Raw genomic sequence first — 10,390 nt, forward strand, 5'->3', positions numbered from 1 at the left:
CTGGAAGGCTTGGAGGGTTCCCGGGAAGGGCCGCTACTCGGCGGCGAACACCTGCTCGGCCTCCACGAACACCTCGGGAACGCCGTTGTCGGCCACGACCCGCGACAGCAGTACGGCCAGCCGCTCCCGTTCGGCACTGTTGAGCCCGGACGGCAGGGCCTCCATCCGGCGGCAGGTCTCGGCATAGAACTTCCCGGCGAGCGCGGCGCCTTCCTCCGTCAGCCCCACCCGCACGGCCCGGCCGTCGCGTGGGTCGGCCTCCCGCCGCACCAGTCCGCGCCGCACCGTCCGGTCCACCAGCCCGGTCAGGCTCGACTTCGCCAGCCCGAGCATCTCCCCGAGCTCGCCCATCCCGTACGGCTGCGGCATCAGCACGCACAGCAGCTTCCCCTGCTGCGGTGTCAGCCCGTACGCCCGGCTGGCCTCCGCGTACACACCGTCCACCAGGAACGCCGCCCGTACGAGCGCGGCGACCACCCCCACCTGCCCGGTTGCCCCTTTCCCCATCCGGTCAGGGTACCGACCGGTCAGTCCCGCGCGGGTCACTCCTCGTCGGGGGCGCTCTCGTCCGGGGCCCCGCCCTCGATGAGCCGTTCCGCGATGTCGTCGGCCCACTCCTGGGCCCAGCGGCGGAGTCCGGCGACGCCCGGGGCGTCGAGGCCGTGGGCGGTGAACGCGCTGTCGTCGAGCCAGTCCGTGCCGGTCAGCCGCGCCTGGAGGTCGGTGAGGTCGAAGGGCTCGGAGGCGTGGCGGCGGCCGAGTTCCTCCAGTTCGGGGTGGCTCCAGCGGGCCGAGGCGGCGTACACGTCGACCAGGTCGCGGGCGAGGCCGCGGTCGGCCAGGTCCCGCACGCGGGTGCCGACGAGGTCGTCGAGGGAGAGGGCCGGCCCGAGCCCGGTCAGCACGGGCGGGCGCCACAGCACCTCCTTGCGGAGGCCGACCTCGTACTCCGCACCGGTCGCCGCGTCGGTGACGAGGAACTGGGCGGACAGCGGATCGCTCTCCAGCGTCCGCACGAGCCAGCCGCGCGCCACGAGCCCCGTCCGGACGGTGTCGGCGATGCCGTCCATCCCGGCGGGGTGCTCGGTGACGACGTCCACGTCCGGTCCGGCCCGCCGCACCAGCCCGTGGGCCAGCACCGCGTACCCGCCCGCGAGGACGAGGGCGTACGCGTCACCCACCGCGAGCAGATCACCGATGAGCCGTTGGACGGGCTCGGGGACAGGGGGTGGTGCGGACATGTCCTTGATTATCGCCGGGTGGCTTCCCAGGGGCGCGGGCTGCATCGATGTGCGGCTCCGCCGCGTGGGCGCGACCAGCCCCCACGGCGCCGCACCGAACCACGGACGCTATGGCTTGCGGCCCACGCCGCAGTACGCATCCACACCGGCGGCGTTGACAACGGCGGGCTCCGGCCGCCACTCGGGCACCCGTACGACTCCGGGCTCCACCAACTCCAGCCCGTCGAAGAACCCGGCGATCTCGGCGACCTCACGGACGTAATACGGCACCGCCCCACTCGCGTTGTAGGCCTCCGACGCGGCGATCATGCCCTCACTCGTCGCGGTGCTGTCGCTGATCACCAGGTGGCTGCCGGCCGGCAACCCCGCCATCAGCCGCCGCACCAGCTCACGCGCCCGCTCGTAGTCGGCGACGTGCCCCAGCGTGTTGAGGATCATCAGGCCGACCGGCCGGGACAGGTCGAGCGTGCCCGCGGCGGCCTCCAGGACCGCCTCCGGGTCGTACAGGTCGGCGTCCAGATAGGCGGTTCGGCCCTCGGGTGTGCTGGTGAGCAGGGCGCTCGCGTGGGCCAGCACGATGGGGTCGTTGTCGACGTACACGATCCGGGAGTCCGGTGCCACGCGCTGGGCGACCTCGTGCGTGTTGTCGGCGGTCGGCAGCCCGGTGCCGACGTCCAGGAACTGCCGCACACCCTGCTCGACGGCCAGATACCGCACGGCCCGTCCCAGGAACCGACGGCTCGTGACCGCCACGTCGACCAGGCCCGGGAAGATCGACTTGATCTGGTCGCCGATCTCGCGGTCGACCTCGTAGTGGTCCTTGCCGCCGACGAAGTAGTTCCAGAAGCGGGCCGAGTGCGGCTTGGACGTGTCGATACGGTCACGCAGGCTGTCGTCGAGCACGGCAGGGCCTCCTTGGGGGGTGGGGAGAGGGGGACCGGTCCACCAACCTAGGTGAACTCCGCAGTCGGATACGGATGTTGTCCCACCCCGTCACCGGGCCAAAGACCTGGTCGCCGACCGGGAAGACGAGCGGTCCCTGACCGGCGCGCTCGGCCCGCGCGACGCGGGGTTTCGGCCACGCGGAAGCGAGCCGCCGCCCGTCACACCCCGCCGGAGGCGAAACCGCCCAGGCGCCGGCCGCCGGTCCCGCCGTCGTCCCCGTGCCGTCGCGTCGCCAGCCACACGCCGCGCCCCAGGGCCCACAGCACCAGCCCGGCGGCGACCGGCGTACCGAAGATGATCAGCAGCCCGGCACCGATGTTGGCCCCGACGACCCCCGCGGTCAGGATCCGCCAGCCCACACCGGCCATGAGCCCGACGACCACCAGCGGCCCGACCACCCCCCACCAGCGCCGGTCCATCGCGCCACGCCGCGCACCCCGCACGAGCATCGCGGCACCGACCCCCGCCAGCACCAGCGCGAGCCCGCCGACACCGGCGGCCACACCGTCCCCGATGTCCCACGGCTGATAGGCGTAGTCCAGCTCACTCGCCGGCAATCCGTCGTAGTTCTGCTGCCCCATCAGCCCCCAGGCGGCGACAGGCACCCCCGGGACGAGCGTGGCCCCGGCCGAAAGCATTCCCCGATTCTTCATACCGCCATGGTCACTCCGGCCTGGCGGGACCGTCATGAGCACGCGTACTCAAGTACGCCGACCTACTCGCGCCCCGGCGCGAGGGCTGCGGCAGGCAGCCCGAAGTGCTCGGCGATGACCCGCACGGTTTCCGTGCCGTCCGGGTTGAACTCCGGGTCGGTGTCGTAGCGGGTGGTGCGCCCGACGATCCCCACCTCCAGAAACCGCCGTACGAACAGGTCGGCCTGTGCCGCTTGACCGGCAATAGGAGCATCAACAGGCCGGAAAATCCCGCGCTGTCAGACCGGTCGCATAGGGTTTCCGGCATGGCACTCGCGGACATATCGCGCGTCGAGATCGAGAAGGCGATCGAGGAGTGTGACCGGCTCGGACGGGACGCCTTCCTGAAGAGCCACGGGTTCCGGCGTGCGCGCCGCTACCTGCTGGTGCACGGGGGCAGGCACTACGATTCCAAGGCGATCGTCGGGGCGGCACACGGTTTCCTGCCCGGTGAGCGGGCACTGTCCCCGGACGCGAAGGGCTTCTCCGGTGGCGCGGAGCACGCCGCCCGCCTCCTGAAACGCCTCGGCTTCGACGTCGTCGAGGAGCCCGGGGCGGGCGACCCGCCCCATGACGAGCTGATCTCCCGGATCACCCACCTGAAGGTGAACCGTTCCGCAAACGGCCGCGCCCTCTACAAACCGATCGCGCTGCTGTGGGCCATGGGACGCGCCCTCCGCGGCGAGCCCCGGCTCCTTCCCTGGCCGGAGACCGAGGAAGCGCTCAAGGATCTGTTGCGGAGACACGGAGTGAGGGGCGAGCGCCTGCGCCCCGACTACCCGGTCGCGTCTCTCCACCGCGACGACATCTGGGAGTTGCGGGACTGCCCGCGCCCGGTACCCACCGCACACGGCGACGCCCAGCTGAAGCGATGGTTCGCCACGCACCAGCCGCTCGGCGGCCTCGCCGAGCCCGTGTACGACCGGTTCCGGCACTCCGCGGTGACCCGCCTCGCCGTCCTCGACGAACTCCTCGGCACGTTCTTCGAGGACCTCGACCCCGCCCCGCTCCTCGCCGACGTCGGTCTGGACGACGTCGAGTCGGCCGAACCGCACACCCCGCCGGATCGCGCACCGGAACAGTGGCTCATCACCGCCGCCGAGTACGAACGCGGTTGCAGGCTCGTCGAGGAACAGGAATCGAAGACCCACGGCCGCCGTGTCTCCCGGACCACCCACAGACCGGTCCGCTCCCGGGCCGCCCGCTATCTGGTTCTGAGCCGCAGCCAGGGCCGCTGCGAGAACCCCGGCTGCACGGGCCAGCCGGCCGATGTCACCGACCGCGACCACCCCCTCCTCGAGGTCGACCACGTCGTCGACCTGGCCCTGGGAGGCCGCGACCACCCCAGCCAGATGGTGGCCCTCTGCCCCAACTGCCATGCGGTGAAGACCCGGGGGCGTACCCGGGAGACGCTGCGCGAGACTCTGCTCAAGGTGGCGATGGAGCGGCACGCCACCGGCGGTGGAGGCGGAACCGCTCCTCCCGGGCCGTCGCTGTAGAACACGGGCCGGCGCGACGGCACTTGTCGCCGCCGCGCCGGAAGTGCGCTCGGTTGTACGGGTGTTCCCCGCGGTGTCCCCGCTGATCCCTCCTCAGCCGGGAGCCACCGCACGCCCCGTCTGTGGGGAGATCATCCCCGCGCACAGGCCCCGGGCCGCCAGCCCCTGGGCGATGCGGGGGATCGCTGCAAGGGTGTTGGCCGACCAGTCGTGCATGAGGATGACCTGGCCGTTGGTGAGGCGGCCGGCGGCCTGGACGATCGCGTCGGTGCTCGCGCCGTTCCAGTCCTGTGAGTCGACGTGCCACATGATCTCGGTGAGGCCCTGGCGGGCCGCGACCGACTTGACCGTCGCGTTCGTCTCGCCGTACGGCGGGCGGAACAGTTTCGGTGTGCCGCCTCCCGCGTTCGCGATGGCCTGCTGGGTCCGGGAGATCTCGGAGTCGATCTGTGCCTGGTTCAGGCGGGTCAGGTGCGGGTGGGTGTAGCTGTGGTTGCCGATCCACATGCCGGCGGACACCTGGGCCCGGACCAGGGACGGGTTGGCGGCGGCGTACTGGCCCTGGTTGAACATCGTGGCCCGTAGCCCGTTCCGGCGGAGTGCGTTGAGCAGTCCGGTCGTGTTGCCGGACGGGCCGTCGTCGAAGGTGAGTCCGACGTATCCGTCGCAGGCGGCGGCCTGGGACGGGTTGGCGGCGGTGAGGGTGGTGGTCGCGGCCGTCGCGAGGACGGCCAGCGTCGTGAGCAGTGCGCGTGCGCGTGGCCCGGCCCTCATCGTCACGGTCCCGTGTGCACGGTGATGTTGGAGCTGCCGCTGCTCTGGTAACCCTCGGTCGCCATGATCATGTAGTACTTGAAGTTGCCCATGGGCATGCCCGCGCGGGCCCAGGCGTCGAAGTGGTTGCCGGCCGTGATGGTGCCGCCCGTCCTCTTGGACTGCCGGACGCTCCAGTACTGGTCGAAGGTCCGTACGCCCTCGACGGAGGGGGCGTTGTACCGCGTGGTCTTGTAGATGTCGTACGTACCGCCGTCGCTGGTGACGGTGCCCTTGTACTGGCCCGTGGGCCGGTACGTGCCCCAGTTGTCGACGATGTAGTACTCGACCAGCGGGTTCGCCGTCCAGCCGTAGAGGGTCAGGTAGGCGTTGCCGGACGGGTTGAACGTGCCGGAGTAGGTCACGCTGCGGCGGGCGCCGGTGCTCCAGCCCTTGCCCGCGACGAAGTTGCCGGTGTTGCGCCATGAGGTGCTGTAACGGCCGCCTGCGGACAGGGTCATGGAGACCGTGCCCGGGGCGTCGGTCCAGAACGAGTAGAAGTAGCCGTTGTCGGTACCGGTCCTGTTCGAGGTGACGACCGTGTCGGCGTGGGCGGTGCCCGGCAGGGCGATGGTCGCCGCCGCCAGCAGGAACATGGTGCAGGCGCTCCTGACGAGCAGCCGCAAGCGGCTTGATGACTTCTTCATGGGGTGCTTCCTCCTCGTCCTCGTGGGGTTGGTCGATGGGGAGGCTGTGTCATCGGGAGTGTTGGCCTGGCCCTGTCAACTGTCAATAGTTTCGGTGATGGTTTCGAATGATTCGTATGCGGGAGTGGTTCGGTGACAGCCGACTTCCGCAGTTCGTGAGGGGGTTGTGGGTGGGCTGCGGTGAGGGTGTTCGGGTCTCGCTGCCCTTCCTGTGCGGATGGAAATCTTCCGGTACTCGAATGTTTCGAATCGTTTCCGGATCACATCCGCACGCCGGTGTGTACGAACAGTGCGGCCAGCATGTGAGGGCCTCTGTTTGGGCCTCTGTTTGGCGAAGGCGGGATGTCGTCGCAGAGCGGCTGCATAGGATCGCCGGCATGGCATTGCGACCTGTTCAGGTGAACATAAAGGCTCTTGACGACTCGGCGGTGGGCCGGTTCTGGGCGGAGGCGCTCGGCTGGGGTGTTTCCAGCGAGGGACCCGGGGTGACCAACGTGGAACCCGGCGGCGGCTTCGTCTGGCCGGACCCGGTCGCCGTCTGCATCGACGTCGTCGCCGTCCCGGAACCCAAGCCCGCGACGAAGAACCGTGTGCACCTCGATCTCGCCACCACTTCTGCGGCCCATCAGGCGGAGCTGGTCGCGCGCCTGAAGACTCTCGGTGCGACATCCGCCGACGTGGGCCAGGACAACGTGCCGTGGACGGTCCTCGCCGACCCGGAGGGCAACGAGTTCTGCGTGCTGGAGCACCGGGAGATCTACCGGGACACCGGGCCGATCGCCCGGGTGGTGGTCGACTGCGTGGATCCGCGGGCCATGGCCCGGTTCTGGGGCGAGGCGACGGACTGGACCCTGCATGAGGTGACTGACGATCACGCGGTGTTGCGCTCCGCCAAGGGCGTCGGCCCGTATCTCGAGTTCCTCCGCATGCCCGGCGGGAAGACCGTGCCGGACCGCGTTCACATCGACCTGCTGCCGTACCCCGGTGACGACCAGGAGGCGGAGGTGTCCCGGCTGCGTGCCCTCGGCGCCACCGACCTCGACCTCGGCCAGGGCGACGTCCCGTGGAGGTGCCTGTCCGACCCGGAGGGCCACGAGTTCTGCGTCCTCGGCTCGTCCTGAGGGGGAGTTTCGACGACACCTGACACTACGGGGAGTACCGGAGGGATCGGCGCGGGGCGAAGGCAGGGGGATGGCGAGGCCGCCTACGAGATCCGTAGACGGCCTGTCCCCTGGTGTCCCGACCTGGGGAATGGTGCCTTGAAGGCCTTCACGCCACAGCCCCGGACGCGGGCGAGGCGGCGAGTCAGGGCCGGGCGGCGAGGGCCTCGACCTCGAACAGCACGTCAGGCGTTGCCAGGCTCGCCACACCGATGAGGGTCTGCGTGGGCGGTTTGTCACCCCAGCCCTCCTGCACGGCCCCGGCGATGGGTCCCAGCTTGCTGACGTCATGGTTCACCACATACGTCCTGAGCTGGACGACGTTGCTGAGGTCAAGCCCATGGGCGGCAAGGGCGACGCCGATGTTGCGGAACGTCTGCTTCACCTGCTCGGAGAAGTCGGCAGAGGACCGCCCCGTCCGGGCCTGATCCGTACTGGCCCGACACCAGCACCAATTCCGTACCCGCGGGGACGGTGGCGGTGTGGCTGTAACCGAACGGGACCGGGTCGTGTAAACCGTCTGGATTGACAAGGGCGTGTGTCATGCAAGTCACCTCTCGTGTGCAGCGGGCCTTTGTTGATGCTGGTAAGCCTCCCAACGAATCACGACATCGCATGTCATGTATTCCAGTAGGGTTTTCGTATGCGCGCCGACCGGTTGGTATCGCTGGTGCTGCTGCTCCGGCAGCACGGTCGGCTGTCCGCGGCCGCGCTGGCCCGCGAGCTGGAGGTGTCCACCCGCACCGTGCTGCGCGACATCGAGGCGCTGTCCGCAGCCGGTGTCCCGGTCTACGCCGAACGCGGCCGGCACGGCGGTTTCGAGTTGCTGCCCGGTTTCCGTACCGAACTCACCGGACTGAACCACGACGAGGCACTCGCCCTGCTGGTCGCCGGATCACGGCGTGGCGCGCAGGCGTTCGGCCTCGGCTCGGCGCTCGCTTCGGCCATGCTCAAGGTGGTCGACGCACTCCCCGAGAGCCATCGGGCCACCGCGGCCGGCGCGGCCCAGCGAGTGCTCATCGACCCGGAGACCGACCTCCTCGCGCGCCGACTGGTCGCCGAGGAGGTGCCCGACGCCATAGTGACCGAGGTCCGGCGCGCGGTGTTCGCCGGGCACAAGCTGCGCATCCACTACGCGGCTGCGGACCAGACCCCGAGGTGGCGCACGGTGGACCCGATCGGCCTGGTCACCGTTCGAGACCAGGGCTACTTGCTGGCCACGCGGTCCGGCGCGGACCGCACCTACCGCCTGTCGCGCATCCGGGCCGCGGAAGAACTCACCGAACCGGCAGAGCGACCGGACCGGGTCGACCTGGACCGGGCCTGGCAGGAACGCAGCACGCGGTTCCGGACCGGCGGCGACCAAGTCACCGTGCTGGTACGGGTGGACCCTGCGCGGCGGCACGACCTGGTGGACACCGCGCTGGCCGTCCGCGCCGAAGAAACCGACGCGGACGGCTGGTTGCGGCTGGAGGTGACCTTCCAGGATCCGAGACACGCAGAATGGGCCCTGTGGCACCTCGCCACGAACGCGGAGGCCCTGGCCCCGCAGTGGTTGCGCGACTCCCTGCGCGAGCGCGCCGCCGCGATCGCCACCTGCTACGGAGGGCCACCCCGAGAGTAATCGGCCGAGCCCGCCGACTTCGGCCTCACCCGGCAGTGATGGTGAACTCCATCCACTCGATGCCGGGGACACGGAAACTGGCTCCGGTGTTGGAGGACGCGATGCCCTCGAACTCATTCCGTAAACGGAGGGGAGAGACGAACCGCAGCTCGGCCAGCTCCCGGAACTTCCAGTACCGCTCGTAACTTTCGATCTCGATAGCGTGCGGCCACAGCTCTCCGATGCGGCCGACCACTCGCTCGGCGCCGCGATGGTCGGTCACGTGGGCATAGCAGCGCCAACGGATCACCTCGAACATGCCGACACTGTAGGGCTCTTGCTGCACTCTGCCGTGGCTCTTGAGGTGAGGCAGGGTGATCAATTGGCGGGAGGAGGCACTTGCGGATCCTGCTGGCACGGCACGGCACGGCGCGGACCGGCTGTGGCACGGGCTTAGCTCGTCAGTCGACGGTCGTGCGAGCGCGGAGCATGCGGACCACGCCGGTCGACGAGGAGTTCCTGGTCGGCGCTACTCGTACGGTGCTGGAATCGCCGCACGACTCGGGATCCGCGTCCTCGTGGTCGGCGGCGCCGGCGCATTGCGCAGCCCCGGAGACCACGATCGCCTGGTCGCCGACGACTCGGCGCACGTGCCCGCCGAGATCAAGGCCGTCGCCTCAGCGTGAACTGGTCGGGATCGTCCGACGGCAGGCCATCGCAACCCCTACGCCTCGTTCACCCGCGTCGCCCAGTCCGCCGGCCTTCGTGCGACCGGCTGCACGATGTCCGGCACGACACCGCCACTCTCCTCACGGTGCCCGGAGTCGCGCCCCGCGTCGTGATGGAGACCCTCGGGCACTCGCAGATCGGCATCACGGTGGACGTGCACACGCACGTCGCACGGGACACGCGTATCCGTCCGCGTCCGGCTCCTCAGGGATGCGCACCGTGCGATGAGGGGCGCCGCCCCAAGCCGCCCCAAGCCGCGCCATGCCGTGCCGTGGTCCGGGCGCGAGGCGTCCGGCGTTCGCGATCCCGTCCCGTGGGCGGTAGCAGACAGGGGCGGGTCACACGGACCGCGGCGCTGCCGGATCTGTCGCCGTCATAACGGTGCCCTCATTTCGTGGCTTCGACCCGGACCAGCGTGCAAGGAGGGACCGTCAGCGGGGTCGATCGTCCAGGATGTCGCACGGAGTTCGATACTTCGTTCAACGACCGAAAGGTATGGCCATGCCTGCCGAGCGTCAATATCTCTGCCGAAGAAGGCGCCTTCCCGCCGGGCGACCGGCAGGCCGTCAGCCTCGCCCGCTGCCCTGCGTTACCCAAACGTGATGCCCTGCTTCTCGCGCAACCTCTTGACCAGGGGGGACGGTGGGCGCTCATATGACCTCCGCATCACCGACCACTTGAGGGAGGTACGGCCGTGGCACATCCGGCGCACAGCAGCACCTCCCTGGCGGGTCGCGACCCACGATTAGACGGCTTGCCGTTGCGGAAGCCGGGCGAGGTGAGCGCCCGTACTCCGCACGGCGCCGCCGGAGTTCGGGTGCGCGTCCCGGAGCCGTAGTTCTCGGCACCGCTGAGTGCGGTCCGCCAGGACCTGTTCGCGGTGGCGGAACGGAGTCGCGCCCTGCTCCTGGAGGCATCGAGGAGTGGGACGAGGGCGCGGCCCGACCGGAAGACCTCCGGTCGTCATCGAGCCCGGACTCATCGCCCGCATCGGCGACTCATCGCCCGCGTCGGCCGGGCGACGCCGGCGCCACGACCATGTCGCCGGCCCTTCCCTGATC

The 10,390-nt window shown here is 70.1% G+C and carries 12 protein-coding genes and 1 pseudogene; 3 read left to right on the forward strand and 10 right to left on the reverse strand.

Features of this window, described 5'->3' with window-relative positions; all coding sequences use genetic code 11:
• Nucleotides 1-33 precede the first annotated feature (33 nt).
• From CA983_RS33580 to CA983_RS48995, 5 genes are all read right to left on the reverse strand, one after another.
• Complete coding sequence (locus CA983_RS33580; RefSeq protein WP_086604560.1) at nucleotides 34-507, reverse strand: MarR family winged helix-turn-helix transcriptional regulator; 474 nt, start codon at nucleotides 505-507, stop codon at nucleotides 34-36.
• Between the two features lie 35 nt (nucleotides 508-542).
• Entirely contained in the window at nucleotides 543-1,241 is a 699-nt protein-coding gene (locus tag CA983_RS33585) for a hypothetical protein (protein ID WP_086604561.1), read from the reverse strand.
• 108 nt (nucleotides 1,242-1,349) lie between these two features.
• Nucleotides 1,350-2,144, reverse strand: a complete 795-nt coding sequence (locus CA983_RS33590) for an SAM-dependent methyltransferase (RefSeq protein ID WP_086604562.1) — start codon at nucleotides 2,142-2,144, stop codon at nucleotides 1,350-1,352.
• 200 nt (nucleotides 2,145-2,344) lie between these two features.
• A complete protein-coding gene (locus CA983_RS33595) occupies nucleotides 2,345-2,839 on the reverse strand; it encodes a hypothetical protein (protein WP_143645615.1) in 495 nt (164 codons plus the stop codon).
• Between the two features lie 62 nt (nucleotides 2,840-2,901).
• Nucleotides 2,902-3,033 carry a hypothetical protein gene (locus CA983_RS48995; RefSeq protein ID WP_279628489.1) on the reverse strand — a complete coding sequence of 44 codons (132 nt, stop codon included), beginning with the start codon at nucleotides 3,031-3,033 and terminating at the stop codon, nucleotides 2,902-2,904.
• Nucleotides 3,034-3,144: 111 nt separating this feature from the next.
• Between CA983_RS48995 and CA983_RS33600 the strand changes: the two genes are divergently transcribed.
• Complete coding sequence (locus CA983_RS33600; RefSeq protein ID WP_086604564.1) at nucleotides 3,145-4,377, forward strand: HNH endonuclease signature motif containing protein; 1,233 nt, start codon at nucleotides 3,145-3,147, stop codon at nucleotides 4,375-4,377.
• Nucleotides 4,378-4,470: 93 nt separating this feature from the next.
• Here the strand turns inward: CA983_RS33600 and CA983_RS33605 are convergent, their stop codons facing one another.
• Together CA983_RS33605 and CA983_RS33610 are read right to left on the reverse strand one after the other, a co-directional pair.
• Nucleotides 4,471-5,151: a polysaccharide deacetylase family protein gene (locus tag CA983_RS33605; RefSeq protein WP_086604565.1), complete on the reverse strand. Its 681-nt coding sequence runs from the start codon at nucleotides 5,149-5,151 to the stop codon at nucleotides 4,471-4,473.
• Between the two features lie 2 nt (nucleotides 5,152-5,153).
• Nucleotides 5,154-5,837, reverse strand: a complete 684-nt coding sequence (locus tag CA983_RS33610; RefSeq protein ID WP_107500308.1) for a glycoside hydrolase family 11 protein — start codon at nucleotides 5,835-5,837, stop codon at nucleotides 5,154-5,156.
• A 377-nt stretch (nucleotides 5,838-6,214) separates the two neighbouring features.
• Here CA983_RS33610 and CA983_RS33615 point away from each other — a divergent pair, with 377 nt between their 5' ends.
• Nucleotides 6,215-6,958, forward strand: a complete 744-nt coding sequence (locus CA983_RS33615) for a VOC family protein (RefSeq protein WP_086604566.1) — start codon at nucleotides 6,215-6,217, stop codon at nucleotides 6,956-6,958.
• 184 nt (nucleotides 6,959-7,142) lie between these two features.
• Here CA983_RS33615 and CA983_RS49285 read toward each other — a convergent pair.
• Nucleotides 7,143-7,542, reverse strand: a pseudogene (locus CA983_RS49285) (RidA family protein).
• Nucleotides 7,543-7,640: 98 nt separating this feature from the next.
• Here CA983_RS49285 and CA983_RS33625 point away from each other — a divergent pair.
• Entirely contained in the window at nucleotides 7,641-8,621 is a 981-nt protein-coding gene (locus CA983_RS33625) for a helix-turn-helix transcriptional regulator (RefSeq protein WP_086604567.1), read from the forward strand.
• A 25-nt stretch (nucleotides 8,622-8,646) separates the two neighbouring features.
• Here the strand turns inward: CA983_RS33625 and CA983_RS33630 are convergent, their stop codons facing one another.
• Together CA983_RS33630 and CA983_RS46380 are read right to left on the reverse strand one after the other, a co-directional pair.
• Nucleotides 8,647-8,919: a hypothetical protein gene (locus CA983_RS33630; protein ID WP_143645616.1), complete on the reverse strand. Its 273-nt coding sequence runs from the start codon at nucleotides 8,917-8,919 to the stop codon at nucleotides 8,647-8,649.
• 142 nt (nucleotides 8,920-9,061) lie between these two features.
• The gene (locus tag CA983_RS46380) at nucleotides 9,062-9,250 is read right to left on the reverse strand and encodes a hypothetical protein (RefSeq protein ID WP_158101919.1); all 189 of its coding nucleotides are present in this window, start codon (nucleotides 9,248-9,250) and stop codon (nucleotides 9,062-9,064) included.
• Nucleotides 9,251-10,390: the final 1,140 nt, after the last annotated feature.

The sequence above is a fragment of the Streptomyces swartbergensis genome (assembly GCF_002148965.1).
Classification (GTDB): Bacteria; Actinomycetota; Actinomycetes; order Streptomycetales; family Streptomycetaceae; genus Streptomyces; species Streptomyces swartbergensis.

Coding starts and splice junctions, on each gene's coding strand:
- CA983_RS33580 (WP_086604560.1), bottom strand. CDS start 507: ATGGGGAAAGGGGCAACCGGGCAGGTGGGGGTGGTCGCCGCGCTCGTA.
- CA983_RS33585 (WP_086604561.1), bottom strand. CDS start 1,241: ATGTCCGCACCACCCCCTGTCCCCGAGCCCGTCCAACGGCTCATCGGT.
- CA983_RS33595 (WP_143645615.1), bottom strand. CDS start 2,839: ATGAAGAATCGGGGAATGCTTTCGGCCGGGGCCACGCTCGTCCCGGGG.
- CA983_RS33600 (WP_086604564.1), top strand. CDS start 3,145: ATGGCACTCGCGGACATATCGCGCGTCGAGATCGAGAAGGCGATCGAG.
- CA983_RS33605 (WP_086604565.1), bottom strand. CDS start 5,151: ATGAGGGCCGGGCCACGCGCACGCGCACTGCTCACGACGCTGGCCGTC.
- CA983_RS33610 (WP_107500308.1), bottom strand. CDS start 5,837: ATGAAGAAGTCATCAAGCCGCTTGCGGCTGCTCGTCAGGAGCGCCTGC.
- CA983_RS33615 (WP_086604566.1), top strand. CDS start 6,215: ATGGCATTGCGACCTGTTCAGGTGAACATAAAGGCTCTTGACGACTCG.
- CA983_RS33625 (WP_086604567.1), top strand. CDS start 7,641: ATGCGCGCCGACCGGTTGGTATCGCTGGTGCTGCTGCTCCGGCAGCAC.
- CA983_RS33630 (WP_143645616.1), bottom strand. CDS start 8,919: ATGTTCGAGGTGATCCGTTGGCGCTGCTATGCCCACGTGACCGACCAT.